At 39.2% G+C, this 26,840-nt stretch carries 24 protein-coding genes and 4 pseudogenes; 12 read left to right on the top strand and 16 right to left on the bottom strand.

Annotated features, from left to right (window positions below):
• Positions 1 to 157: 157 nt before the first annotated feature.
• Positions 158 to 604, bottom strand: a complete 447-nt coding sequence (gene queF, locus G6069_RS07030) for a preQ(1) synthase (RefSeq protein ID WP_078216899.1) — start codon at positions 602 to 604, stop codon at positions 158 to 160.
• A gap of 59 nt (positions 605 to 663) precedes the next feature.
• Between queF and rsfS the strand changes: the two genes are divergently transcribed.
• Genes rsfS through G6069_RS07005 form a run of 5 tightly spaced genes read left to right on the top strand, consistent with a single transcriptional unit; the run spans position 664 to position 4,676 of the window.
• A complete protein-coding gene (gene rsfS, locus G6069_RS07025; RefSeq protein ID WP_001076151.1) occupies positions 664 to 1,005 on the top strand; it encodes a ribosome silencing factor in 342 nt (113 codons plus the stop codon).
• A gap of 7 nt (positions 1,006 to 1,012) precedes the next feature.
• On the top strand, positions 1,013 to 1,909 hold the full coding sequence (miaA, locus tag G6069_RS07020; RefSeq protein ID WP_197293825.1) for a tRNA (adenosine(37)-N6)-dimethylallyltransferase MiaA: 897 nt from the start codon (positions 1,013 to 1,015) through the stop codon (positions 1,907 to 1,909).
• Positions 1,910 to 3,013, top strand: a complete 1,104-nt coding sequence (locus tag G6069_RS07015) for a glycosyltransferase family 8 protein (RefSeq protein WP_000380965.1) — start codon at positions 1,910 to 1,912, stop codon at positions 3,011 to 3,013.
• A 9-nt stretch (positions 3,014 to 3,022) separates the two neighbouring features.
• A complete protein-coding gene (locus G6069_RS07010) occupies positions 3,023 to 3,826 on the top strand; it encodes a phosphoethanolamine transferase (RefSeq protein WP_197293824.1) in 804 nt (267 codons plus the stop codon).
• Positions 3,827 to 3,836: 10 nt separating this feature from the next.
• A complete protein-coding gene (locus G6069_RS07005) occupies positions 3,837 to 4,676 on the top strand; it encodes a phosphoethanolamine transferase (protein ID WP_197293823.1) in 840 nt (279 codons plus the stop codon).
• Positions 4,677 to 4,744: 68 nt separating this feature from the next.
• Here G6069_RS07005 and G6069_RS07000 read toward each other — a convergent pair whose 3' ends face one another.
• From G6069_RS07000 to G6069_RS06975, 6 genes are read right to left on the bottom strand one after another with little or no spacing between them, the layout of a single operon-like run.
• Complete coding sequence (locus G6069_RS07000; protein ID WP_197293822.1) at positions 4,745 to 5,524, bottom strand: UDP-N-acetylmuramate dehydrogenase; 780 nt, start codon at positions 5,522 to 5,524, stop codon at positions 4,745 to 4,747.
• Positions 5,525 to 5,527: 3 nt separating this feature from the next.
• Positions 5,528 to 5,794, bottom strand: coding sequence for a flagellar biosynthesis protein FliQ (gene fliQ, locus G6069_RS06995; RefSeq protein WP_000445741.1), 267 nt, complete (start codon positions 5,792 to 5,794; stop codon positions 5,528 to 5,530).
• Positions 5,795 to 5,804: 10 nt separating this feature from the next.
• Positions 5,805 to 7,109, bottom strand: coding sequence for a flagellar protein export ATPase FliI (fliI, locus tag G6069_RS06990; protein WP_197293821.1), 1,305 nt, complete (start codon positions 7,107 to 7,109; stop codon positions 5,805 to 5,807).
• A complete protein-coding gene (locus G6069_RS06985; protein ID WP_197293820.1) occupies positions 7,110 to 8,024 on the bottom strand; it encodes a CpaF/VirB11 family protein in 915 nt (304 codons plus the stop codon).
• A gap of 16 nt (positions 8,025 to 8,040) precedes the next feature.
• On the bottom strand, positions 8,041 to 10,803 hold the full coding sequence (gene ileS / locus G6069_RS06980) for an isoleucine--tRNA ligase (RefSeq protein WP_197293819.1): 2,763 nt from the start codon (positions 10,801 to 10,803) through the stop codon (positions 8,041 to 8,043).
• A 17-nt stretch (positions 10,804 to 10,820) separates the two neighbouring features.
• Positions 10,821 to 11,078 carry an RNA-binding S4 domain-containing protein gene (locus G6069_RS06975; RefSeq protein ID WP_197293818.1) on the bottom strand — a complete coding sequence of 86 codons (258 nt, stop codon included), beginning with the start codon at positions 11,076 to 11,078 and terminating at the stop codon, positions 10,821 to 10,823.
• Positions 11,079 to 11,179: 101 nt separating this feature from the next.
• On the opposite strand from G6069_RS06975, the gene G6069_RS06970 reads away from it, so the two are divergent.
• Complete coding sequence (locus tag G6069_RS06970) at positions 11,180 to 11,800, top strand: hypothetical protein (protein ID WP_197293817.1); 621 nt, start codon at positions 11,180 to 11,182, stop codon at positions 11,798 to 11,800.
• A gap of 126 nt (positions 11,801 to 11,926) precedes the next feature.
• Here G6069_RS06970 and G6069_RS06965 read toward each other — a convergent pair.
• From G6069_RS06965 to rsmA, 6 genes and pseudogenes are all read right to left on the bottom strand, one after another.
• Positions 11,927 to 12,814: pseudogene (locus tag G6069_RS06965) on the bottom strand (outer membrane beta-barrel protein).
• Positions 12,815 to 13,423: 609 nt separating this feature from the next.
• A pseudogene (locus G6069_RS08215) lies at positions 13,424 to 13,543 on the bottom strand (hypothetical protein); the annotation flags it as partial.
• 143 nt (positions 13,544 to 13,686) lie between these two features.
• Complete coding sequence (rlmN, locus tag G6069_RS06955) at positions 13,687 to 14,760, bottom strand: dual-specificity RNA methyltransferase RlmN (RefSeq protein WP_000647776.1); 1,074 nt, start codon at positions 14,758 to 14,760, stop codon at positions 13,687 to 13,689.
• A complete protein-coding gene (locus G6069_RS06950; protein WP_197293816.1) occupies positions 14,757 to 15,746 on the bottom strand; it encodes a KpsF/GutQ family sugar-phosphate isomerase in 990 nt (329 codons plus the stop codon). The genes rlmN and G6069_RS06950 overlap by 4 nt, the downstream gene beginning before the upstream one ends.
• Positions 15,730 to 17,808, bottom strand: a complete 2,079-nt coding sequence (locus G6069_RS06945; protein WP_197293815.1) for a ribonuclease J — start codon at positions 17,806 to 17,808, stop codon at positions 15,730 to 15,732. Before G6069_RS06945 ends, G6069_RS06950 begins: the two co-directional genes overlap by 17 nt.
• A gap of 50 nt (positions 17,809 to 17,858) precedes the next feature.
• Entirely contained in the window at positions 17,859 to 18,674 is an 816-nt protein-coding gene (gene rsmA, locus G6069_RS06940; protein ID WP_197293814.1) for a 16S rRNA (adenine(1518)-N(6)/adenine(1519)-N(6))-dimethyltransferase RsmA, read from the bottom strand.
• A gap of 267 nt (positions 18,675 to 18,941) precedes the next feature.
• Between rsmA and hpnL the strand changes: the two genes are divergently transcribed.
• Positions 18,942 to 19,178: a nickel-binding protein HpnL gene (gene hpnL, locus G6069_RS06935; RefSeq protein WP_000930054.1), complete on the top strand. Its 237-nt coding sequence runs from the start codon at positions 18,942 to 18,944 to the stop codon at positions 19,176 to 19,178.
• A 327-nt stretch (positions 19,179 to 19,505) separates the two neighbouring features.
• Positions 19,506 to 19,598, top strand: a complete 93-nt coding sequence (gene aapA3, locus G6069_RS08210) for a type I toxin-antitoxin system toxin AapA3 (protein WP_000681134.1) — start codon at positions 19,506 to 19,508, stop codon at positions 19,596 to 19,598.
• Positions 19,599 to 19,811: 213 nt separating this feature from the next.
• Here the strand turns inward: aapA3 and G6069_RS06930 are convergent, their stop codons facing one another.
• The 3 genes from G6069_RS06930 to sppA are packed head-to-tail and all read right to left on the bottom strand — an operon-like array spanning position 19,812 to position 24,049.
• The gene (locus tag G6069_RS06930) at positions 19,812 to 22,286 is read right to left on the bottom strand and encodes a hypothetical protein (RefSeq protein WP_197293813.1); all 2,475 of its coding nucleotides are present in this window, start codon (positions 22,284 to 22,286) and stop codon (positions 19,812 to 19,814) included.
• Positions 22,287 to 23,168, bottom strand: coding sequence for a formyltetrahydrofolate deformylase (gene purU / locus G6069_RS06925; protein ID WP_197293812.1), 882 nt, complete (start codon positions 23,166 to 23,168; stop codon positions 22,287 to 22,289). It abuts the gene before it with no gap.
• A 2-nt stretch (positions 23,169 to 23,170) separates the two neighbouring features.
• Positions 23,171 to 24,049, bottom strand: coding sequence for a signal peptide peptidase SppA (gene sppA / locus G6069_RS06920; RefSeq protein ID WP_197293811.1), 879 nt, complete (start codon positions 24,047 to 24,049; stop codon positions 23,171 to 23,173).
• Positions 24,050 to 24,119: 70 nt separating this feature from the next.
• On the opposite strand from sppA, the gene G6069_RS06915 reads away from it, so the two are divergent.
• The 4 genes and pseudogenes from G6069_RS06915 (at position 24,120) to G6069_RS06900 (ending at position 26,276) form a co-directional block, all read left to right on the top strand.
• Positions 24,120 to 24,392: a hypothetical protein gene (locus tag G6069_RS06915; protein WP_120912378.1), complete on the top strand. Its 273-nt coding sequence runs from the start codon at positions 24,120 to 24,122 to the stop codon at positions 24,390 to 24,392.
• 241 nt (positions 24,393 to 24,633) lie between these two features.
• Positions 24,634 to 25,354 (top strand): annotated as a pseudogene (locus tag G6069_RS06910) (toll/interleukin-1 receptor domain-containing protein).
• A complete protein-coding gene (locus G6069_RS06905) occupies positions 25,351 to 25,821 on the top strand; it encodes a hypothetical protein (RefSeq protein WP_078264689.1) in 471 nt (156 codons plus the stop codon). Before G6069_RS06910 ends, G6069_RS06905 begins: the two are co-directional and overlap by 4 nt.
• Before the next feature lie 11 nt (positions 25,822 to 25,832).
• A pseudogene (locus G6069_RS06900) lies at positions 25,833 to 26,276 on the top strand (hypothetical protein).
• The last annotated feature ends 564 nt before the right edge of the window (positions 26,277 to 26,840 follow it).

The raw sequence follows: 26,840 nt of genomic DNA, 5'->3' as shown, positions 1-26,840 counted from the left end.
GAGATGTTAAATAAGGGCGAGGCTGAAAATTTAGAAAACTAAACCCCCCATGTGGGGTGGCTCTCTTTTTTTAATCTTTTCTTGCTCTTTTCATTCTCCCTCTAATCTGTCCGTTTAATTTGGAATGGCTTCAATCTTAAAACCCTATCTTTGCGCGTTATTTCGCATTCAAAAGGCGTTTTTCTTTAAAGTCCTGGTATTCTTTGATCGCATAATTCACAAAGGGCTTGATCGCAATCCCACCCCTAGAGGCAAAATCCCCATACACTTCCAAATACTTTGGCTCTAGCAATCGGGCTAAATCTAGCAAAATCGTATTGATACAGCTCTCATGAAAACTCCCATGGTTTCTGTAACTGAATAAATAGAGTTTTAAGGACTTGCTTTCTACCATTTTATCTTTAGGAATATAGCGGATAAAAATCACGCCAAAATCCGGCTGGGAAGTGATTGGGCAAAGGCTTGTAAATTCCTTGCATTCTAGCGTGATTAGGGGGTCTAAATTGGGGTTTGGATTAGGGAAAGCTTCTAGTAAATCGCTGTTGTATTCAAAAATATAGGGCGTTTTAGCGCCTAAGGATTTGAGGTTTGATTCAGGGGTCATTAATCTTTCCTTGATTTAAGTTATAATAAGGCTATTTTAACCCATTTTTTAGGAAACTCATGAACCAACGCATAGAAACGATTACAGCTTTATTAGATGAAAAAAAGGCTTTTGATATTACACATATTGATTTGTCTAAAACCCCCTATTTGGTAGAAGATGTCATTATCGCTACCACGCTAGCGAATAAGCATGCCCTTTCTTTACTAGACGCGCTAAAAAACACCCTTAAGCCTTTAGGCGAAGTCTTTTACCAGATAGATGAGTCTAATGAAGAGTGGATCATTTTGGATTTAGGGGATTTGATGATCCATCTTTTCACCGAAGAATGCCGTAAAAAATTTGATTTAGAAGGGTTTTTGAACGCTTATAAAAGAGGGCTTCCTTATCAAAACGCCTAAGAAACTCATCGCGCTTCTAGGGCCTAGCGGGAGCGGGAAAAGCACTCTTTCTATTGAATTAGCCCAAGAATTGGACGCTGAAATCTTTTCTTTGGATTCTTTGAGTATTTATAAAGACATTAATATCGCTTCGGCTAAACCGAGCCTAAAAGAGCGAAAAAATATCAAACATTACGCCCTAGATTGCCTTAATATTGATGAAAAAAATAACGCCCCCCTTTTTAAAACCCTTTTAGAGGACGCCATTAAAGTATCCCAAAAAGAAATTTTACTCATTGTGGGAGGGAGCAGTTTTTACCTCAAATCCATTTTAGAAGGCTTGAGTAGCATGCCAAAACTGAGCAATGAAGAGGTTGTAAAAATAGAGCGAGAAATTGCCACTCTCACTAACCCTTATATATTTTTAAAATCCATTGACCCTAACATGGCTTTTAAAATCCATCCAAACGACACTTACCGCATCCATAAAGCTTTAGAAATTTTTTATGCCACCCGCACACCCCCAAGCGAGTATTTCAAGGCTAACCCTAAAAAACCCTTTGAGCATGCTATCTCCTTATTCGCTCTGTCTGTTGAAAAAAGCGCGCTTGCAAACAACATCAAACAGCGCACCAAAAACATGCTCCATTCAGGTCTTATAGAAGAAATCAAAGCCCTCTATACTCAATACCCTAAAGATTCGCAGCCCTTTAAAGCCATAGGCGTTAAAGAAAGCATTCTTTTTTTAGAAAAACGACTCACTTTAAAAGAGCTAGAAGAAGCGATTACCTCTAACACCATAAAATTAGCCAAGCGCCAAAACACTTTCAATAAAACCCAATTCAATAACCTTTATGCGGGGAGCGTTAAAGAAGTTAGGCATGCGATTTTAAAACACTCAAAAAGCGATACAAGGGAGCGATAAATGGATACGCAAAATTTACCCGATCAAATTATCCCTATTTTTATGAGTTTTGATAAGAATTACGCGCTAGGGGCAGGAGTTTGCCTTTATTCTTTACTCTCCCATGCGAGCAGACACACGAGCGCGATAGATTTTAGCCCTTTAAATCAAAGCAACCAACTTTTAAGCGCTAACATCGTGTATAAAATCCATTGTTTGATTAAAGGGGTTACTTTAGAGCAGCAAAACAAGCTTTTAAAAACCCTTGAGCCTTTTAAAAAATTCGCTTCATTAGAGTTTATCAATATCGATTCGCTGGATCATTCCATAGAAAGCTACCTTAATGAGTCTTGCTCCAAGCGTTATGGTGGGCTTCTTGTTTTGTGCCGGCTTTTGCTCGCTTCGCTCTTCCCTAATTATTCTAAAATCATTTCCATAGATGTGGATACGGTGTTTTTAGGCGATGTTGCAAGCGCTTATTTTGCGCTGGATAACGACCCCACTAAATTGCTTGGCATGGTGAGAGACACATTTTCTCACCTTCCTTTTGAAGCCTTTTGTGATTTTTGCGAGCGCACTTGTAAGAATTTTAAAATTGATTTTTCGCATTTTAGCACTAACGAATTACAACGCATCCATCAGGGCTTTAACATGGGCTTTTTGGTGGCGAATTTGGATTTGTGGCGCGAAAATGGGTTTGAAAAGATCGCTTTAGAGTTTTTGAAAAATAGGGGGAAAGATCTTTTCTACCCTGAGCAGTGTTTAATCAATATGGTGTTTTTAGAGCACATTTTAGAATTGCCTATTTATTATAATTGCTATTCTGATTCTTTCAAAGAACACTACCCTAAAAACATCGTCATGCTCCATTTCATCAAACACAAGCCCTGGCACTCTGTGAGTTCTTTAAACGGGCGTTTGATTTGCTATGAAGCTGAAGCGAGTTTTTGGCTTACAAACCTTTTTCGCACCCCTTTTAAAAACGATTTTTTTAAAGAACGCCTTGAAATAGCTAAAGACCAACAAATGCAATCTTTTAAAACCCACATCCGATCAAAAACGATTAAGGATTATTTTTGTTATAGGATAAAAAATATTTTGAAAAAAGTTTTCAAACCCTCTTAAAGGACATTCATGGAAAAATTATTGAAGTTTTTAAGATTCTTTGCCAGTAGCGTAACTCTAGATGAAAAATTTTTAATATTCCTTCTTTGTAACGCTCTTTCTAACGCCTACAAAAATAGCGATCTGTTTTCTTTCTCTAAAGGCTTTTTAGGCGCTTTTTTAATCGGGTTTGTGGTGTATTATGTTGCCGCTTCTATCCCTAAAAAGTGCTTGCAACATTCATTAGAATGGCTGTTTATAGGAAGCGGTATTATCTTTAGCGTGGCTGAAATTTTTACGCTCTTTATGTTTAAAATGCCTTTTTCCAAAGGCTTGATTGACACGCTTTTAGCCACAAACAGCTTTGAAACGATGGCGTTCATAAAAAGCTATAAAAATTATTTGTTTTACTACACTTTTATTTTGATCGCTTTGTTGATTATGATTAAAATCATTCGCTTTAGAGCGCTTGTGCCTGGTGTGATAGCGGGCGTTTTAGGGCTTTCTATCCTTACAATAGGGAGCGTTCATAACATTAAACCCCTTACAAATAACGATGCGATTTTAAAAAGATCATTGTTTTCTCTTTCCTTAACTAGGGGGTTTTATTCCGCTTATTTGAGCTTGTTTGATCGCCAACAAGCCATAAAATTTTATAGTTTTTTAAATAACCTTTATTTACCAAGCGATTATCTTTCTAGCACGGGTGATGTTTCAAATGTCGTCTTAGTCATCGGCGAAAGCGTGAGCAAAAATTTCATGCAACTCTATGGCTATAACGCCCCTAATAACCCCTTATTGAGCCAACTCGCCAACGAGAGAGAGAAAGAGTAACAACCTGTTCGTGTTTTCTGACACGATAAGCAAAGAAGCCCACACCTCTGATGTCTTTGAAAGCCTGCTCAATTACAGCAACGCCGAAACGAATAAGCCTTGGTATCATTACCACAACATGATAGATATTTTCAAGCGATCCCATTATGAAACTTTTTGGTTAGAAAAACAAATCGTCGATGAATGGGGGATCACACAAAATCTAGTCTCTAATCGTTCTAAAAACCGCTACTATATTTTAGGAAACTATGGTGCATACGATGAAGAGCTAGTGAAATTTTATTCTAAAAATGTCCAACCCCAATTAAAAAGCAAGAATTTTATCGTGTTCCATTTGCGTGGCTCACACAAGACTTACAGCGAGCGTTTCCCTAAAAGCTTCGCCAAATTCAAACCAAGCGATTTGTCTTTTTCTAATTTGCATGCAAGCAGCGATAGAGACAAGCAAATCGTCGCTGATTATGTCAATTCGCTTTATTATAACGACTTTGTTTTGAATGGGATTTTTAACCTCTTTAAAGATAAAGACGCTATTGTGTTTTATTTGAGCGACCATGCACAAGATGTTTTTGAAAACGGCCCCACTTATGGGCATAGATGCTCTAAAGCGGGATTAGAAATCCCTTTTATGATTTATGTGAGCGATATTTTTAAAGAAAAACACCCCGAGAAAGTCAAATTGATTAAAAACGCTTTAAACAAACCTTTCATGAGCGATGATTTAATCCATTCTCTTTTGCCTTTGGTGGGCATTCGCACTAAAGACGAGATAGAGAGTAAAAACCTTTTTAGCCCTAAATTTGACGCCCAAAGAAAAAGGATTACTTGTCGTTGGGGGATTGGATCATGATAAGACTGAAAAATAAGGCTCTGCTCTCATCAATAGGGGTAAGATTGATTTTAAAAAAGCTTTCAACCCTACCTTAAAATCTTCACTTCTTCTTCTAAATGAATACCGTATTCTTGCAACACTCTGGTTTTGGCGAGTTCTATCAGATCTAGGGCTTCTTCAAATCCTGCGCCCCCCAAATTCACCAAAAAATTCGCATGCTCTTTGGCAAAGCCCACTCTTTTTAAGCGATAACCCCTTAAGCCCGCACCCTCTAAAAGCCTGCCCGCATAATCGTTAGGCGGGTTTTTGAAACAGCTCCCAAAATTAGGCAATTTGGGGTGGCTTTTGCGCATGCTTTTACACGCTTTTAAAACTTCTTGTCTAAAGCCATGCGTTTTTTTAAACCTCGCCCTTAAAACAACGCCATTGAATTTGCTACTGCGATAATCTAATCCTAAAGCTTCACTCCCTAGCCATTCATTATTAATATAAGCACTTTCTAAAACATTTTTGATTTCAAATTCTTTCATGCCAGCATTCATTCTAACTAACGCCCCTAAAGTGCCAGGCAATTGCCCTAAAAACTCCAAACCCTCTAAATCATTCGCCCTAAAATAATTAAAAATTTTAGACGCATTGGCCGCTCCCCCTATTTCAACGCATTCGCCCTGATCGCAAATATAATCGTAGTTTTTGCCTAAAAGGGCGAGATTTTTCACGCCAGGAGCGATCAAAAGGTTGTTCGCTAAACCGATAATCTGGTGTTCTTGAGAGATTTCATCATCGTTTTCTAAAACGCTCACTTTTAAAAGCGTGCCGATTTTCACGCTGCTGTAACGGGAAAAATCAATGGTGGTTTCTAGCATTTTCTAGCCTATGATTTTAGGAATGAGCTTGATTAAGGTTTTAGTGTAATCTAAAAGCATGTTCGTCATCCACGGCATGGTTAAAATCAGCACCCCAATCACGGCTAAAATCTTAGGCACAAAAGACAAAGTCATTTCATTGATTTGAGTGGTCGCTTGAAAAATACTGACTAATAGCCCCACCACCAAGCCCGCTAGTAATACCGGTAAAGAAATCATCAAAGTGATTTTATAAGTCTCAATGGCGAGTTTCATGAGTTGTGATTCCATTATATTCCTTTTATCTTAAGATTTCTTCTAATTGCTGAAAGCTTTGTTCAAAAGGCTGTAAAGCGTTTTCATCTTGCGCTAAAAACTGCTCCATTAAAGCCTTTTTCTTAATCGCTTCATCAAGCTCTTTATCGTTCCCCATTTGATAAGAGCCGATGCGAATGAGCATTTCATTTTCTTTCAATAACGCATACAAACGGCGGAATTTTCTCGCGCAAAGGTTTTGAGACTCGCTGGTAATGTCTTTAGCCACCCTTGATGCGGAGTTTAAAATATTAATAGGCGGGTAGATCCCATAATCGGTCAATTCCCTGCTTAAGACAATATGCCCATCTAAAATACTCCTGGCTTGATCGGCTATAGGATCGCTCAAATCATCGCCCTCTACTAGCACGCTAAAAAAAGCCGTAATGCTCCCCTTATTTTCTTCCTTGCCCGCTCTCTCCATTAATTGAGGCAATAAGGAAAGCGCGGATGGGGGGTAGCCTTTGGAAGTGGGCGGTTCGCCTAAAGCTAAACCGATCTCTCTTTGAGCCATAGCGAAACGAGTCACTGAATCCATGATAAACAACACATCTAGCCCTTGGTTTTTAAAATACTCCGCCACGCTCATCGCGCAAAAAGCCCCGTATTTGCGCATTAAAGGGCTATCATCGCTCGTAGCGACCACCAACACGCAAGAGCTTAAATCCCCTTTTAAGTTTTTCTCTATAAATTCAGGGATTTCTCTGCCCCTTTCCCCAATCAAAGCGATCACTTTAATGGGCGCTAAGCAACCCCTAGTGATCATGCCCATTAGCGTGGATTTGCCCACCCCAGAGCCGGCAAAAATGCCCAGTTTTTGCCCCTTACCGCAAGTCAAAAGCCCATCAATGCTCTTCACCCCCACGCTAAAAACCTCATCAATCAAGCCTCTTTTTAAAGGGGCTATAGGCGTTGTAATGACAGGCGCTAATCGTTCATAATCTAGCGCCCCCTTATTGTCAATGACTTGTCCTAAAGGATTAAGCACCCTCCCTAAAAGATTACGGCCCACAGGGAAATTCAACCCCTCTTTTAAAAACAGCACCTTATCGCCAGCCCTAGCCCCCTCTACAAAATTAAAGGGCGTGAAACCAAACTGCTCTTTTTCTGCCACCACCACCATCCCCACGCATTCGCTGCCATCGCTTTTTTCAATCTTCACCACATCGCCCACAGACGGGTTAAAACCATCCGCATAAACGATATTGGGCATGATTTTTTTCACGCTCCCATAGCGAGGCGATAGATCAAAACGTTGATTCAAGCGGTTTTTTAAGGATTTTAGGGGCATTTAAAGCTCTTTAGTCCATAAGACTTCAGCGATCTGGCGCTCATCATTGATCCTATTCACATGCACGATCACATCAATCGCACTCTTAAAATACGCTCGCATCAAATCCTTATCTAAAGAATGCGTATAACGCATGCTCAAATTCAGTGAAAGGGCTTCTAAAGTGTTTTGGGCGCTATTAGCGTGAATGGTTGAGAGCATGCCCTTATGCCCAGTATTCCCTAAACGCAAGAAAAGCGCTGCATTCCTGGTGTCAATCTCGCCCACAATGAGCCTGTCTGGGTTTAAGCGCATGGCCATATTGAGAGCGTCTTCATAATTAAAGCGCGTGTTCTCTTGCTTGCCCACTAAAAGCCCCACGCAATTGCTGAACGCTTTTAAATCCAATTCTTGGCTGTCTTCAACGCTCACCACCCTTTCATCTTTATTGACGCAATCTAAAAGAGCGTTTAATAGGCTTGTTTTACCGCTTGAAGTCTCCCCGCTAATGAGAATGTTATGCCCTTTAAGCGCTAAATCTTTCAAACTTTCTGGATCGCTTGCTTTAAAAGTGAAATCCTCTAAACTTAAGGGCTTAAGCCTAGGCACACGGATATTGAGCGTGATTTGATTATTGGTAGTGATGCTGAAGTGATTCGCGCTCACCCTATAGCGCGTGAAAGGGATAGAGCAATTTAAAGTGGGGTGCTCTTCATCAAAAAACAACCCCCTAAAACTGGCCAATTGCTCGCAAAATCTCAATAAAAACGCCTTATCAAAAAGCGCATGCCCTCTTTTTTCTCGGGTGTTATTGATTTTATAAAGCCAAAGCTCCTGCTCAGTATTGATCATCAGCTCGGTGATCCCGCTTTCTAAAAAAGGGGTAAAATGGCCAATTAGGGCTTGTAAAACTCTATGGGTTTGTAAAGTTTCCAAAAGCCCTATCCTTTTATCATCGCTCTTTTAAAACCTGTTCGCAACGCTTGCAAGGGGTGTTTTCTAGCTCGCTTTTGAAACGCCAACACCTAGGGCATTTATAAAAGGGGGCTTTAAAGAGCGTGAATGCTGGCGTTTCGCTCAATTTTTCTTTTGCAATCCCCACAAAGCTTACCATCAGCAATTCTTCTACTAAATTTTCACGCAACGCTTTTTCTTTTACTTCAATAGCACATTCCAACGAATTTTTAATAACGCCTTCTTTTTTCAAGCGGTCTAACTCTTCATTAAAGGCAGAACGCAAGGCTAAAACGGCTTCAAAATTTTCTGGTTTTTTAAACTCTTTAAGGTGGAGTTTTTCTGAAACGCTAATGTCTTTTAAATCAAACACATCTTTGGCTTGTAAAAAAATGCGAAGCACTTGGCTATGCTCTAAAACTTCTTCAATCGTGTGCGTTAAAATCGGGGCTAAAAAGTAGCACAACTTACTAGCTGTAGCGAGTAAGACCATTTGAATGGCTTGGCGTTTTTTATTATTTTTGCTATCGCAATACAAGCTGTCCTTGCAAGCGTCTAAATAAATCCCGCTCAATTCATTGGTAACAAACGCCATTAAACCATTCAATCCCTTCACCAAATCATGCTCTTCAAACGCGCTATTGACTCCAACGCTTGTTGTTTCTAAAGCCTCTAATATAAAATGATCTAAAGGGCTGAAGTCATGGGGGCGTTCTAAATTCTTGAGATCCATATCGCTAAAATTGGCGAGTAAGAATTTTAGGGTGTTGCGGAATTTTTTATAATGCTGTTCTGTTTGAATGAAAAAGGTTTGAGAGACCCTTAGATCGTTTTGATAGTCATTAAACGCCACCCACAAGCGCACCACATCGCTCCCATGCTTTTTGAGCAAGTTGTCCAAAGACACCACATTGCCCTTAGATTTACTCATTTTCTCGCCCTTTTCATCTACGATAAAGCCATGCGTAATGACTTTTTTAAAAGGGGCTTGGTTGTTTAAAACACAACCGATTAGAAGCGAGCTTTGAAACCACCCCCTATGCTGATCGCTCCCTTCTAAAATCACATCGCTAGGGCTTTGCCCTTTTTCTCCATGATAGTCTTCTAAAACCGCCTTAAAGGTGCTACCGCTATCAAACCACACGTCTAAAATGTGCATGACTTTTTCGTAATGCTTGGCGTTATCTTGATAATTAGGGGGTAATAAATCTTTTACGCTAGACTCCCACCACACATCGCAGCCTTTTTTTTCAAAAAGATTCGCCACATGCTCTAAAACTTCGCTCTCAAAACAAGGCTTATTCGTGCGTTTGTCTACGAAAAAGGCCAGTGGCACGCCCCATTTTCTTTGCCGGCTCAAGCACCAATCAGGGCGGTTTTCTATCATGGTTTTTAGGCGGTTTTTCCCGCTACTTGGTACAAATTCCACCTTTTCAATCGCATTCAAAGCCACTTCTCTTAAGGTTTTTTGAGTGCCATCATTTTGCATGAAAGGCTCATCCATTAAAATAAACCATTGCGTGGTCGCTCTGTAAATCACAGGCTTGTGCGTCCTCCAGCAATACGGGTAGGAATGCTCAATCTCTTGCTCTAGCAATAAAGAATCGCCCAATTGCTCTATAATGCGTTTTTGAGCCTTAAAAACATGCTCGCCCAGATAGCTTTCATCTAATAATTGGTTATGGATAATGCCCTCATCATAACAACCCTTTTCATCTACAGACATTAACACTTCTAAATTGTATCTTAAGCCTAAATAATAGTCCTCTTCACCATGCCCAGGCGCGGTATGCACGGCTCCTGTGCCATCTTCTAAACTCACATGATCCCCTAAAACCACGAGCGAATCCCTTTGATTGAGCGGGTTTATAGCCACTAAATACTCTAAATCATTGGAATTAAATTCATGCGTGATCGCATTATCCACCACCCCTAAAGCGGCTAATTTTTCATGCAAGGCTTTAGCGACTAAATAGCCTTTTTGGGTGAGTGCATAAACAGCGTCTTTTTTCAAAGCGATCGCCACATTCGCATACAAAGTCCAGGGCGTGGTCGTCCAAATCACTAAGCTCGCTTTTTTGACTTTTAACTTTTCTAAACTCTCCTTTTTCAAACCAAACGCCACGAAAATGGAGGGCGATTTTTTCATTTTGTATTCCACTTCAGCTTCCGCTAAAGCGCTCTCGCATGCATAACTCCAATAAATAGGCTTGTGGCGTTCTTTCAAAAGCCCTTTTTTAGCCACTTCCACTAAAGCCCTATAAATGCTCGCTTCAAATTTAAAATCCATGGTTTTATAAGGATCTTCAAAATCCCCCAAAACGCCTAATTGCAAAAATTCATTCTTTTGGATTTCTAAAAATTTCTTCGCATGATCTCGGCATTTTTCTCTAAACAGCGTGGGGTTTTCTAGGCTTGTTTTTTCCTTTTCCAATTGTTCTAAAATTTGCTGCTCAATGGGCAAGCCATGGCAATCCCAACCGGGCGTGTAATAGATTTTCTTCCCTTTAAAATATTCTCTTTTAATAACAATGTCTTTTAAAATCTTATTTAAGGCATGCCCTAAATGCAAATGCCCGTTCGCATAAGGCGGCCCGTCATGCAAGGTGAAATCCCCATGGTTATCTTTCCTATTTTGCATGCGTTTGAACGCTTGTTGCTCTTGCCATTTGGCGTAAGTTTTAGGCTCATTGACGCTCAAATTCCCTTTCATAGAAAAGGTGGTTTCGTTTAAGTTTAAGGTATCTTTGTATTCTTTCATTATATTTATCCTTTGCTTTATTTTTCTTTTGTTTTAGGAGCGATATAAAGGTGCGTGTCTTTTCGCGGCACATTTTTTAAAGTGGGGATTTGTAAAATCGTGCATTCTTCTATCCCTTTTAAATAATGCAAACTAATCACATCGCCAATTTTCACTTCTTTACTGGGCTTAGTGCAACTCCCATTGAGCCACACCGCCCCTACGTTGCACATATCTGTCGCTAAAACGCGCCGCTTCACTAAACCCACTGATTGTAAAAATTTGTCTATTCGCATGCGTTTATTTTACCCTATTCTTTAAGTTTTTAGCCATAACTTATTAGGGTTTTAGTTTTAGCATGTTAGCATTCAGCCACCACTCTTTTTAAGGAATTTGCTTGAAGTTTCATGCTGTGAGTTTGTTATTGGCTTTTTTATTAGCCTCTTGTTTGCCCCCTAAAGGCCATCATTCTGGTTTGGTGAATCTTTATATCGCGCATCAAGGCCAGAGCGTGCGCACTTATTGGCGCAAAGTGGATAGAGGAGTTGTTGCCAAACACAATGAAGCGCTTAAAGAAAACCCCAAAGCAAAGCTCAAAGACCCTAGGGGGCCTTTATTCATGCTAGGGAGTAATCGTTTCATGCCTTTATGGAAAAACCGCTATACTTTAGCCAAAGTCCAATCGTTCAAGCTAGAGCCTGGGTTTTATTACTTGGATTCTTTTAGCGTGGAAACTCAAAAGGGCATCTTGCAAAGCGCCCCTGGCTATTCATACACCAAAAATGGCTATGATTTTAAAAATAACCGCCCCTTTTTCCTGGCCTTTGAAGTCAAACCTGACAGCCAAATCATTCTTCCTAGCGTGGAATTGAGCCTGATTAAAACCCCTAGAGGGTTTTTGGGGGTGTTCTTGTTTGACAACAACGAAAAGGGGGCTAATACCCAATGGATTGAAGGGAGCTTGAATTTAAAGCTTAAAAACGCTTCTTTTAAAGACGCATGGGAGTTGGAACAATGAAACATGAAGCGATCGCTCGCTTTTCGTAAGCCCTTTATGATTAGATTGTAAAAGACGCTTAAAACATTTTTTAGATTTTGTTATCCCTATTCAATTGGAACAAAGCCATTAAATTTTTAAAAACTTTTAAAAACGATAAACATAATCCGCACTCCAAGTAACATAGCTTTCAAAAATGCCCCTAGGGATTTTTGCTTGTAAAACCCTCACGCTTTCGCAAGTCTTTAGCTTTTTTAAAGAACAACTAGGAGCATCGCCATGATGCTCGCACTCAATTTTAGCGTGTGGCGCTTATCGCCCATCCTTAGCCCTAGTGAGCCATAGCCCTGAAATTGCGCTAATTGCGCTAATATAACCAAAATCTTTAAGAACATTGGCTGTTACGCTCTCACCCCCTAACCCAGCCCCTATAAAATAACCGATGAAAAACTTCTCATTTTCATACACATTGTGTAAAAAATCTAACAAAAAGCTGTAAGTTGACATTGTTATCATACCACCATTAAAAGAAGAAACAGGACTTATTATGGGTATCACTCCAAATAAGTATTGTTGGTATTTATCTTTTTCCATGTAATTGCCCGCTTTATAGGAATATTGGAACCCTCCCCTAACGCCAAAACCCATTTTTTTAATCTTAACAGGAGCGGCATACTGATACCCCACCTTAAAATTAAAGCCGTTTAAGATGGTGCTGGGATCTTTTCTTTCTAAGAGTCTTCCACCAAAATTGAAGTGAGAGTGAGGCAGCAAAACAAAACTATCTTTATAAGCTAAATTCCATGAAAACATCCCGCTATAGCCAAGACCGGCAAAAAAAGCGCTTTTATCCACTCTTTGATTTTTAGCCTTAGCTTTTTCTTTCGCTAAAGCTTCTTGAACTTTCTTTCCAACGAGTTTATTAAGCTCGCTCTCATCTATAGCGTGGCTAAGATTAAACCCTAGCGCAGAACAAAAAGCTAAAAATAAAAATTTCTTATTGGGTTTTAAAAAATGGGGAGGGGTAACTTGCATACCCTTTCCTTGATTGAAAAATTGTTTTAATATTTTGAATATTGTAAAATGTTGAAGCTTAAATTAAAAGTCTTAACAATATTATTGGATAAAAAATTACTTTTTATAGGCATTGATGAGTATTTTTAACCACCCAAGCAGAAATCCCAAATATCTTTAGCGTTTGGGATGAATGCTACCAATTCGTGGTATAATATCCCCATACATTCGTATCTAGCGCAGGAAGTGTGCAAAGTTACGCCTTTGGAGATATGATGTGTGAGACCTGTAGGGAATGCGTTGGAGCTCAAACTCTGTAAAATCCCTACTATAGGGACACAGAGTGAGAACCAAACTCCCCTACGGGCAACATCAGCCTAGGAAGCCCAATCGTCTTTAGCGGTTGGGCACTTCACCATTGATAAGCGTTTGTAAAAATAAAAATCAAGCGTGTTGGTTGGATTGGATTTAATAGGCTTGATCAGAACGGATTAGAATGGAACAATTGCATTTTAAAATCAAAAGCCAGAGACAACCCTAGTCAAGTTGCCCCTAGCCACACCGATATTACTCGTGATGCCCGTGGCAACAACCTTCTTCTTGATGATGACTATCGCTAGTGCTGCAACAACCTTCTTCATGATGAGAGCTGTGGTGGTGATGGTGGTGTTCACCGCCATGATAGTGGTGGTGGTGTGTGTGGTGATGGTGGTGGTGGTGCCCGCCGTGTTGTTCTTCATGGTGTGCCATGATGACTCCTTTGATTAAAAATTTAAATTCTAGCTCACTGGCTAGGATTTTATTCTACAATATAAAATCTAATTAATTGTTAATGAAAGAAAATTTAGCGCTAATTTTTAATCCATATTCCCTAAATTTTGAAAAAAGAGTTTTCAAATTTGCTGAGAGAGTTTTTTCTCTCTCAATTGCCCGCAAGCCGCTTCAATATCCAAGGCTTTAGACTCTCTAATGGTGCATAATAAGCCTTTGGAGTTTAAAAAATCCGCAAACATTCTAGCGCTCTCTAAGCTAGGGCGTTCAAACTTAGAGCCTTCATGCGGGTTGAATAAAATCAAATTCACTTTGGATTTAATGCCGTTTAAAAGTTTTAAAAGTTTTTTAGCGCAATCCAGGCCATCGTTTAAATCTTTGATCAAAAGGTATTCAAACATCACTCTTTTGCGCTGTTCTAAAGGCCATTTCCTCACTTCATTCAAAACGCATTCAATGTTGTATTTTTTATTCAAGGGCATTAAAGATGAGCGCGTTTTGTCATCTACGGCGTGTAAGGATATGGCTAATTGCACGCCTAAATTTTTGCCCGCTAAAATAGGGATTTTATCGGCCACGCCACTCGTGGAAATGGTGATTCTTTTAGGTGAAATTTGCATGCCGGTATTAAAAATCTCAATCGCTTTACACACCTCATCTAAATTATTCAAAGGCTCGCCCATTCCCATAAAAACAATGTTGAGCGCTTTTTCAATGGGGAGGTTATTGTCTTCTTTAATGAGTAGGGCTTGCTGGATGATCTCGCTCGCTTTTAAGTTTCTTACAAAACCGCCTTTTTGAGTGAAACAAAACGAGCAACCCACTTGACAGCCGATTTGACAAGACACGCATACGGTGTATTTTTCCCCCTCTAAAATAGCGTTCGTCTCTTCATCAATCTTTTTATCCTTCATTTTCAACAACACCGCTTCAAAAGTATGGTTATCTTTTAAAGATTTAAAAAGGTATTTTTTAGAGCCATCAACGCTCTCTCTCACATGCGTGATTTCTATCGTGCGCAAAGTAAATTCTTGCTCCAAATAAGCGATAAAATCTTTTGAAAAATTATTTTGCATGTCTTTAAAGCTTGTTTTATACTTCGCATAGAGCCACAAATAAAGCTGTTTAGCCCTAAAGCTTGGTTTTAAAAGCTGGCTCAATTCCTTTAGAGTGAAATCATAAATGCTCGCTTTCATGCTTTAAGCCCTAATTCTAAAAGTTGGTGCAAGTGCAAGACTCCTAAAACCTTATTACAATCATCTACGCACACCAAAAGCTGGATCTTATGGCGCTCTAAAAATTCTAACGCTTCTAAAAGAAGGGCGTCTAAATTCTTAAAGCTTTTAGGTTTTAAGGTGGCAAAATGCCTCACTTCGCTCTCCAAACTAAGCCCTTTTAATAGTGCCCTACGGACATCGCCATCGCTTAATACCCCCACAAGCTCGTTAGCCTCATTGACTAAAATCGCGCTGCCTAATCGTTTTTCACTCATTTCTATGAGCGCGTCTTTAAAACTTGTGTTAGGGGCGATTAGGGGGAGGTTCGTGGTTTGTAATAAGTCTTTAACCTTGACAAAAAGCTTTTTGCCCAAAAGCCCGCCCGGATGAAAGGAGGCAAAATCTTCTTGGCTAAAATTTTTCGCTCGCATCAAGCATGCCATTAAAACATCGCCTAACGCTAAAGTTAGGGTGGTGGAAGTCGTTGGAGCGGTGTTGATCGGGCAAGCTTCTTTTTTAATTTTCAAACTCAAATAATAATCGCCAAGTTTAGAGATCGAACTATTAGGGCTTTTAGTGAAAGTGATGATTTTATGGCTTAAGCGTTTTAAATGGCTCACTAGATTCAATAATTCTAAAGACTCGCCCCCATAGCTAATCATTAAAATCACATCGTTTTTTTCCACCATACCCAAATCCCCATGCATGGCTTCTGTGGGGTGTAAAAACGCGCTCCTGTTACCGGTGCTTAGCATGGAAGCAGCGATTTTTTGCGCCACTAAAGCGCTCTTACCCACGCCCACTATCACAAGCTTGCCCCCCTTTTCTTGGCTCTTTAAAATGAGTTTGACAATGGCTTCTAAATCGTTGGGTTTTTGGAATTGTCCAACGCTTTCTAAAAGCGCGCTCGCTTCATCTCTTAAGACTTGTATAGCGGTAGCGTTACAATCAAAAAGAATGGACATGACAAATGATAGCCGGGTATTTTCTAAACTTTTTAAAGAGCGCTTTTCTGATGAAATTACGAGTGTGATCTTCTAATTTTTTAGGGTTATTCAAAATTTCGGCGTTGCTGGATTTCAGTAATACCTCTAAGCCCCCTTGAATTTCTTTAATCAAATGCTTTTCATCTTTGAAACCCACAAGCCCTAAACTGGAAAATTGAGAGCTTTCTAAAAGCGCTTGTTTGTTTTTATTCACAAAAATCGTAGCCGCAAACACCCCAGCGCTAGCGACTTCTTCTCTTTGCTGCACGATGCTTGTATCAATACTCAAATTGCTTTGGTTATCCACATAGCTTTTACCGCTTTTAATGGTGCCGACTTTTTTAATGAACGCAGGGCCAACTTCCACCTGATCACCATCTTCCATTAAATAGATATTTTTTTCAGGCACCCCGCAAGCAATAGCGGTTTGTTTGTGGCGTGCGACATGGTTATATTCCCCATGCACGGGTAAGAAAAACTTAGGCTTAATGAGTCTTAGCATGAGCTTTTGCTCTTCTTGGGCGGCATGCCCGCTCACATGGATATTGTCAAATTCTTGATAAGCCACTTTAGCTTCTTTTTTGATCAAGAAATTCAACACCGCTGAAACGCTCGCTTCATTGCCAGGAATGGCTTTAGCGGAAATGATGACTAAATCGTTGGGTTTGATAGAAATGTGGCGGTGCTCATCAGTCGCCATGCGATAAAGCGCGCTCATGGTTTCGCCTTGCGAGCCGGTCGTTACGATTAGGACTTCATTGTCCGGGTATTTAGCGACTTCATTGGCTTCAATAAAAGATTGATAAGGCAAATGGATATAGCCTAATTCTCTAGCGATGTCTAGGTTTTTTTCCATAGAGCGCCCGATCACAGCGATCTTGCGGTTATATTTGATGCCGTATTGTATGGCTTGATAGACCCGGTGGATATTGCTAGAGAAGGTGCTCATAATCACCCTCCCTTGCGCTTCTTTAAAAAGGGTATCAAAAGCCGGCGCTATGGTGCTTTCACTCGGCGTGGTCCCGGATTTATGGGAGTTCGTGGAATCGCTTAAAAGAAGCATCACCCCCTTTTCGCCATAGTGCGCCAAACGATACAAATCCGTGGGCAAATTATCCACTGGAGTGTGATCAATCTTAAAATCGCCGGTGTGGATGATCGTTCCGGCTTTAGTTTGGATCGCCAAAGCGCTGCTGTCAATGATAGAATGCGTGATGTGGATCCATTCAATGATAAATTCGCCCACGCTAATGGGGCAGCGCTTTTCTACGATTTTAAAATACGAGCGGTATTTTTTCAAACCATGTTCATCAAACTTGCTCCCAATCAGCCCCAAACTCAAAGGCGTGCCATAAAGGGGGAATTGCAACTCTTTAAACAAATAAGGCGTGGCCCCTATGTGATCTTCATGGGCATGGGTGATGATAATGCCGGCGATTTTGTCCTTGATTTGGTGCAAATAGGAAAAATCCGGGATTAAAATATCCACGCCAAAAAGCCCTTCTTTAGGGAAGCTCATGCCCGCATCAATCACGATCGCGCTTTTTGGGGTTTCAATGACCATCATGTTCCCCCCAATTTCGCCCAAGCCCCCTAAAGGCGTGATCTTAACGCTCGCTTTAGAGTTTAAATTCATCTTATAATGCGGATTTAAATGCTCCACTTGAATCTTGTTATTCGCTTCAACGCCCTTTTTGAGTTCCTTATGAAAGCCTAAAGTCCCTCTCTCATTCACATGCAAAATTTCCGTAACGCCCTCTACTTTGTTGTTATCCAACTCTTCTTTGGCGTAATTTCGTGTTTTTTGGGGGGCATGTTTTTGTTTGTGGTGGTTGTTTGGTTTTTTGTTGGGGCGATGCTCTTTTTTATGGTGCGAGGGCGCTTCATGGTTTGAATACTCTGCGTTTTTTTGCGCGTTTTCTCTGAAACGCTTTTTGCGGTTGGTGAATCGCTCAAACGCCCCAGCTCGCGCCTCATGGTGATCTTTTGAGTTTTCACTGCTGTTTTCATGGTTTTCATTATTTTGGTTGTTATCAGTCATAACGATTATTCCTTTATTTCAATTTTTATCTTTCAATTTTTAAAAAGGCACTAGCCTTTTAAAACGGATTTTAAGAGCTTGAGATAATCTTTTACCTCAGACGCCCTCACGCTTGTTGGTTGGTTTTCTAACGCTAGAAAATCTAACACCTTATCAAGCTTTTCTTTATAAGAAACGCTTTTTTTAAGATTGTTTGAAAGCGTCTTCCTAGGAGATGAGAAACAAGCTTTCAAAAAATCTTCTAATGTTTCAAACCCTTTTTGTAGGGCTTCTTCAAAAAATGGCGCTTGGGCTAATGAAGCCAACGCCTTCTCTTTCAGCGGCTCTTTGATCACTTCAAACACGCTAGAAAACACCTTTGGAGGCGGGCTAAACGCGCTAGGCGGCACATCAAACAAAAGGGTAGCGTTCCCTATTGTGTGAGCTAAAACGCTTAAAGCGTTCTGTGAATCTTTAGCGCAAAATTTGAGTGCCACTTCCTTTTGCGTCATCACCAATAAGCCCCTGCATTTAGGGTCTTTGAGCGCGTTTAAAACAAGCCTGGTAGCGATATAATAAGGCAAATTAGAAATCAAAAAATAAGGCTCTTCTTCTTTTAAAAAAAGAGCGTCTTTTTCTACCAATTCTAATTTAAAAGGCTTTTTTTGTGCCTTTAGTTTTGATCGCATTTTCTCGCACAAATTGCTGTCTATCTCATAAGTCTTTAAAGGATAGCGATCCAACAACTTGAGAGTCAAATCCCCTAACCCCACGCCGATTTCAATTAATCTTAACGAATTTAAGGGAGGCAAAGCATTAACGATTCTGTCTAAAAACGACTCGTCCGTTAAAAAATGCTGTCCTAAAGACTTTTTAGCTACTACCATAGCACGCTTTTAATTCCTAGTATTATACCTTAAAAAGGGGATTTGTCTTTCCTTTTTAATGCAACTTCTTTATTATAGCTATTATAGCTTTTTTCATTCAAAGATGTTGGTAGTTTTGACAATAGGAGCGCTTCAATTAACACTCGTGGCGCTCGTATTAAAAATTAGTATTAAAATCTTTTTCGTTAATAATTGGTTAGATTTTGCATTATAAAATGAAATCCTAGCCAATGAGCTAGAATTTAAATTTCAATTAAAGGAGTCATCATGGCACACCATGAACAACAACACCAAGCGCAACAACAGCAACAACAACAGGCTAACAGCCAACACCACCACCATCACCACGCACACCACCACCATTACTACGGCGGCGAACACCATCACCATAACGCGCAACAACACGCCGAACAACAAGCAGAGCAACAAGCTCAACAACAGCAACAACAACAAGCACACCAGCAACAACAACAAAAAGCACAACAACAAAACCAACAATATTGATTGGGGCGTTTATGGGGCGGCCTTAGGGCTACTCCTGGCTTTTAGCTCTTTTGATCCAGTAAATCTATCAATTCAAACCAACCCTTTTAACTCCATTAGATTTTTAAACTTTTAAAATCCCTCTTTTTGATGCTTGTCAAATGGCTCTGTTTTCTATCCAATAAAGATTAGGTTTATTAATGAGTGGTCATAATGGGGCGTAAAACTTCATGGTTTGGCATGTGCATTGGATGCGATCTAGGGGCGTTTTAAGGGGGTTTGTTGTAAAATCTCATCACGCCCCATAGTTACGATATGGGGCAAATCCTATGTCAAAAGGAGCATGCCATGAAACACAAAAGTGGCAAACGCTCTTGGAAAACATTATACTTTGAGTTTGCTTTTTTGGGGCTTAAAGTGATCGTTTCTGTGAAACGCTGATTTTTCTAAGAGCGTTCCCTTAAGCTTTTAAGCTTAGGGGTTTCCTTATGAAGCGGGTTTGTCCTTGACTTTTGGGGCGTTGGTCATTTTGTTGTAAAACTTATTTTCTTTAGGGGATAGAAATAATTCTCCCCTCTATAAAACTAAATCCCCTCATAGAGTGCTTTTAAAAAATACCGCTTGCTCTAGCTTTTTGATCATTTGTCTTAAAAACTACTCCCTTAAAAACCCGTATTCATAGACTTTAGGCTGTATTTCTTTGGCGAGATCTTTTAGGGCGTCTTGCAAGTTAGCGTAAAGCTGTTTGTAATATTCATCTTTAGCTTTAGCGGGTGAATTTAATTTACCTTGCGCGTTACGGCCTTGAAAAAATTCTTTAATATCATACAAGCTGGCATTAGCGTTATAGTCGTGGTTAGTGAGATCTTGGGCGTGGTAATAGCGATAGATCTCTCTGCCAGCGTCAAACACCCTTGAAGCGCTCGGGCTGAATTTCAGGGGCTTGTTTTCTTTTTTGGCGTTTAAAAAGAGGCTATCGCTCTTTTTAGGTTCTTTGATTTCGCCTTTTAAAAAGTCTAATAAAGCGTGGCTAGAATATCTTTCTTTGGCATTGACTTCAGTTTCGCTAAAGGGGATAAAATGATTGATCCCTTGAGCGGTAGTGATGCGGTTTTGGGTGTGAAAAAGCATGAAAATCAAACAATTGTTTTTAAATTCGCTGTCGTCTTGGAAAGCGTCATCATAAGGGGCGTAGAATTGATCCCTGTCGTTTTGCCATGTGGCTTTGATGCAATGGCGGATGGAGAAAAATACAGACACTAATAATATTGTAGTTGTAATGATTGGAAAATATTTTACATGCGATTGTTCTGATTTGTCAATAACACTAATATGGACTAAATTTTGATGTTGAAAACTATTGCGGCCAGGATCTAAATAACCAAGAATAGTATCTTTTTTTGTTGGCTGAAACTTTTGTAAATAATCCGCTAAAAATAGAACCTTATTGCACGAGCGTATAGTTTTATACCTCAAAAATCCGCCAGAGGAGTCAAACACTTCTAAATTGAACGCGTTGGTTGGTTTTAAAAAAAAGGGGGGGGGGGTAGCGGTATCCCAGACTAAAAAGCCAATGGGGAATTGCCCTGTCACGTTATCAAAGCCATCCGCAGGCACCATAAACCCCTCTAAAAATTTAGCCTTAAAAACTTCTCTGAATTTTTTAAAATGGCTAGAATTAAGGTATTTGAGCGTTGAAAAACTCGCCATGATGCAGCCATCCAATTCCTTATAAATGCGCATGAAAAATTGAGCGAAAAGTTCGTTAGCCCCAGACCCTAAAAGATCTTTATAAGTTTCATAAACCTTATTGTTTCTTGCGACTTTGGTTTTGTGTTCGCCTGTGCCGCTCATTTTAGCTTTGTTGCCCGCTTCCGCATAAGGCGGGTTGATGTAAATAATGAGCCTTTTTCGTTTCTCTTGGTCTTTTAAGATTTCTTGCAAGCTTTTTGGCACTTTATCGCTCTTAAAATCATCGTTTAAAAAGTCAAATTGGAAAACATGATTTTCCAGTAATTTCAAGTGGTTTTTTGCAGCCAGATCTTTAACGATTGCCACATCGTTATGATCTAAAGTGGATAGATATAAATTGGCCTTATTCAATAAACCCTGAAGCAAATTCCCAGTCCCCCCAGCGCAATCCCAAATGATATAATTCTCTTGATAATCTTGCCCCAAAGCTTTAGCTAAATATTCTTGACTCTTTTCTACCCAGATTTTAGGGGTAAAATACGCCCCTTTCCTTTCCCTCACATCGCTTGGCACTAACAAGTCGCGCCGCTCTAAAATAGAAGCTTGAAACTCTAATTTAGGAGGCCTTTCATAAACGCTCCAGAATTCTTGATGGGCTTGTTGGTTATCCGTGAAACCAACTTCCATAAAATCCATTTTACCCAATTCATTCATGCCCCTATTCAATTTATAATAGCTAGAGCTTAAAATCGTTTGCAATTTCTCAATAATGGTTTTATCGCCATCGCTAAGCAAATCCGCTAAATAATAGTCTGCGTCTAAAATGTCTTTAGTTTTAGCCACCTCCCAATTTATGTCAATGGTGGGTTTGACAATTTCAAGCCACTTTTGATAGATCGTAAAGAAATTGTTTTTGTCAATTTGGATTTTGCTGAGTAAATGGCTAGAATTTAAATGCTTTTTGATAAATTCTTTGCATTCTTGGCTTTGGGTTTTAAAGTCAAAAACCGATTTATGGGGTTTACACATGGCTTTAAACGCGTCTAAAGCGTGTTTAAAACCTTCTGTGTTGTGGTTGCTTGGGGGGATAGAAAAATCTATATCGCTTTTATAAAAAAAGCTTGTGATCGTGTCATCAAAGGCGATAAATTCTATTTTAAAAGCGTTAAAAGCGCACAAATAAGGTGGCGTGTGGTGGGTATAAAGCCTGTGCTTGCCTATGGTTAAAAGAAGTTGCGTGAAAGCTTTGTCCAAATCATCAAAATCGCCCCTTTTAGCTTCGCCCCATAAAATGGGTAAGGTGGCGTTAGAATGCTTATAGCTTAACATGAAATCTATTTTATCCCCGCTATAAAGGAATTTTTTATCCTTAAAGAACTCGGCTTTGATCTGCGCTTTTAGGGGTTCTTCATTGAGATTGCTGCAATCTAAAAGCATTCAAAACACCACCGTTTTGTTTTCATGCACAAACACCCGATCTTCTAAAACGAGTTTTAAAGCCCTAGCCAAAACCAGTTTTTCTATATCCTTACCCGCTAGGCGCATTTTTTCCACGCTGTAATTGTGGTTAATGGGCAGAGTGTCTTGTATGATAATTGGCCCGGCATCAAGGCTTTCATTCACAAAATGCGCCGTAGCTCCGATGACTTTCACACCCCTTTCAAACGCTTGCTGGTAAGGGTTAGCCCCAATGAATGCGGGCAAGAAACTATGATGGATATTGAGAATCTGATTTTCATAGCGCTTCGTAAAATCATGGCTTAAAATGCGCATGTATTTGGCTAAAACGAGCAGATCCGCGCTCACTTTGTGTTTTAATTCCAGGTCTTTAATGATTGCTAAAACTTCTTTTTCATGCAAAATTTGATCAACGCAAGGCGCGTAAAAATAAGGGATGTCAAATTTTTCCACTAAAGGGCGTAAAATCTCATGATTAGAAATAACGCCTAAAATTTGAGCGTTCAATTCCCCCCCATACACCCTTAAGAGCAAATCCCCTAAGCAATGGCTCTCTTTAGTGGCGAGTAAAATGATGTTTTTTTTATGCGTTAAAATGACTTCAATCAATAGTTCGCTAAAGTTTTCTAGGGCTTTAAAAAGAGCGGTTTTTAAGGATCGCTCTTCTTGCTCTTTAATTTCAGTATTCAAGGGCTTCATTTCTTTTTGGATTTTTAGCCGCATGAAAAAGCGCTGCTTTAAGGGATCAACAAATTCATCGTTTTTGACGATGTTATAGCCCTTGTTGGCGATAGTGGCGCTAATGGCGCTCACTAGACCTTTAGCGTCTTTGGCTTGAATTTTTAAAATAAATTCTAACATCTTTATCTCATTAATAATTGATAACCAAACGCTTGCGTGATGATGCTTGTAACCGATTGCGTGGCTTTTTCAATAAAACGCTCCATAGGGCTTTTTTCCAGCCAATAGGCTTTTTTAACCTTACTCAATTCCATTAAGCGATTTTGCGCTTGCTTGATCGTGCTGATTTTATCAATGAGTTTTAATTTTAGAGCGTTTTGAGCGCTAAAGACCTTCCCTTCAGCAAAATCCTTATAATCCTTAGCGTTTAATTTCCTGGCTTTAGCGACATCATCCACAAACATTTGGTATTGCTCATTGACTAAATTTTGCAAAAATTCTTTTTCGTTAGGTTTCCATGCTCTGGTGAAGGTGCCTATTTCTTTATATTCGCCCGCATGCACGCCTTGAGTGGCTACGCCGACTTTATTGAGCAAATTTTCCACATTCGCGCTAGAAAAAATCACCCCAATGGATCCTATCAAGCTCGCTTTAGAGGCATAAACTTCGCTCGCTTGCATGCCCGCATAATAACTCCCGCTCGCCATAATCCCCCTAGCATACGCTAAAACGGGCATTTTTTGCTTCAAATCAGCGATTTTTTCGCTCAATTCCACGCTCGCTGACACAGCCCCACCAGGAGAATCAATCAAAAGCAAAACGCCCTTAATGCTAGGGGTTTTTAAGATTTTATCCACTTCTTTGTCAAAATCCTCGGTGCTAAAAATCGCCCCATTTAAATAGAGTTTAGCGAGATTGGGCGGGGCGCTTGGCGCGCTTTCTTTAGCGCTAAAAAAGACTAACACAATCAATAACAGCACAAACGACTTGAAATACTTCGTGATAAAATCTAAAGGTGCGATGATTAAAGCCTTAAAGATTTTTTGAATGAAACTCCACATGCAGCTTTTCCTAGACTTAATATTTGACCATAAGAGTGTATTATACCTCAAATGCTTTAAGGATTAAATCATGGCGTGTAAATTTTGCCCTAAGATCAGAAAAACAGATTGGATTTTTATTTTAATCGCTGCTTTAGGCTTTTATGCAGTCAATAAACTAGGGTATGCACCCAAATTCAATACCCCCACTTCAAAGATTTCACACTCTCTTTCACGCCCTCTTCCACACCCTATTGAAAAGCCTGACAATATGACCGAAGAAGAAAGGAAAAAGCGTTTTATAGAGCTGCAAAAAGAATGCTTACTCCATAAAGACAAAAAGGCGTGCGAAGAGGTTTTTTAGATTGTTTTTGTTGTTTTTTTGCGCTTTTTAGGGTCATTGTAAATTTTATACGCCCTTTTTGTTTGTAAAAAGCTTTTTTTAGCGGTGGTTTTTAGCTATTCTAACAACCCCCAACACCCCAAAATTCAAGCGCTCTTAAGCTAAGTCTAAGTCTACTATAATCAAAAGATTTTAAAGGGAACTTAAAATCGTATTTATAAAGGTTTGAGAATTTCATAAAAATATTAAAGGAAAATATATCATGAAAGCCTTTGTGGTTGATTTAGATAGTAGTGAAAATCAAAGTATTTTAAAACCCATCGCACGCCCTTTTAACAACCAAGCCCATCAAGTTAATGAAGCGGCTGAAAAGATTCACGAACTCATTAAAAACGCCCCATATTCTAACGATGACATCGTTTTAAATCGCAATGAAATTAAAGAAGCCTTGTTTTAGCCCGTTCAAACCGCAGTTAAAAAACGCTCAAGTGTTTCTCTCGCACTCGCATGCAGACAGAAATAAGGCTTTAGAAGTTAAAAACTATTTAGAAAACCAAACAAAACGCAAAGTGTTTATAGATTCGCTTTTTTGGGATTATAAAGACGATGTCTTAAACGAATTGGCAGAATACGATGATATAAGCAAGATTGAAGACGCTTTCACGCTCATTCTCAGAGAATCTTTACAAGATGTGATTGAAAAATACCCCTATTTTGTGTTTTTACAAAGCAAGAACAGCGTTTCCAATCAAGGGCTATCGCGCAATCAAGATCTATTAAAAATCACTTATTCCGCATGGATTTATGAAGAATTAAAAATCGCTAACACTTTTATAACTGACACCACTCTAAAGGAATCGCACATTAAAGCCATGCGCGTTTCTTACGATGTCACAAACTTATTAAGGAGGTTTAAACCTATCTCTCTTGATAGTTTGTGCAAAAAAATCGCTTTTAATCTTATAATAAAGGATACAAAATGAAAACTTATCAAAAATTACTAAGTGCAAGCTGTTTAGTATTGTATTTAGTGGGCTGTGGGAATGGTGAATCGCCGGTTGAAATGAGTGCGAATAGTAAGGGTGAGTTTCAAATCGACTCCAAAGCAGATAGCGTTACTATTCAAGGCGTGAAGCTTAATAGAGATAATTGTGCTGTTAATTTTGTTCCAGTAAGAGAGGCGGTTCAAATGGGTGTTTTAAGTCAAATTACTCCAATTTCTATGCAAGATTTTAAAGATATGGCAAGCGTTTATAAAGAATTTGATCAAAAGGAAAAGGTGGCAAACATAGAAAATAAAATTTCTCAATTAGAACAAAAGGGTTTGATGATGGAGCCTCAAATCCTTAAATTTGGAGAAAGTTTAAAAGGTATTTCTCAAGGGTGCAATATTATAGAAGCAGAAATACAAACCAACAAAGGCTCCTGGACTTTCAACTTTAACAGATAAATCAGGCAAATATGGACAATCATAACCCCACAGACAGAGCAAAAATCCTTATAGAAGAGCTTAAAATCTTGCAAGGCGTTATCAATAGAATGGCGCAAAATTCTTTAGAGTGCAAGAAATAGACACTCGCACTCGCTGTGGGTGTCTTATCCCTTAAAATAGAAGCGATTTCTAATTCTTATGGGTTATGCGTTTTAGGGGTGCTACTTCTATGTTTTTGGTTTTTAGACGCTTATTATCTCACGCAAGAAAGGTCATTCAGGGAGCAATACCAATGGCTGATAGAAAACCGACTTAAAACCGATGCAAGGCTGTTTGAAGTCTTTCCTACTCATCAAACTTGCCAATTAACGCAACTCTTATCCGCCATGTTTTCAATTAGCTCTTCTTCAATTAGCCTTCTCCCCTATTGGGTGTTAGCTCTTTGTTTGGTGGGCTATGGTTTTTGTTCTTAATTCTGTTTTAATGAAGCACTGACTATAAAACAACTTGACTCCAACCAAACGATAACTTTTTAAGCGTTTTAGAATTTAGGGTATCGCAAAATAATCCCCACCCCCTTATGATTTTCACTATAAAATAAAGCTTCAAACTATAAAAATAAGGTTTTAAACATCAATGCTTGATGAGAACGGAGTTTTCAAATCCAAACGCATTCAATTACAATCAGATCAGACCCACTAAAAACACCAAAAGCAAAAATCAAACATTAAGAAATAAGAAACAACAAAAACAACAAGTAAAAAACCATAAGCCGTAAAAAACAAACGATTAAGACATAAAAATTAAAACGCAATAAGTAAGAAATAACAAACACAAGCAAACTAAACACATTAAACATTAAATATAAAGACACTAACAACTAAAAATATAAGTATTAAGAAATAACAAACAATAAGCAAGCAAATATTAAAAACAATCAAGATTTAAAAAAGAAAGAATAAGCCCAATCTTTCAAAACTAAGCAACAAGAAGTTCTTTTGTCAGGTAATACTCTTTGGCTTTTAACAAGCGAATGT

The organism is Helicobacter pylori, from assembly GCF_017594925.1.
Classification (GTDB): domain Bacteria; phylum Campylobacterota; class Campylobacteria; order Campylobacterales; family Helicobacteraceae; genus Helicobacter; species Helicobacter pylori_DP.
Note: the sequence above shows the minus strand (reverse complement) of the source record. Positions and strands in the feature narration are given on the sequence as shown.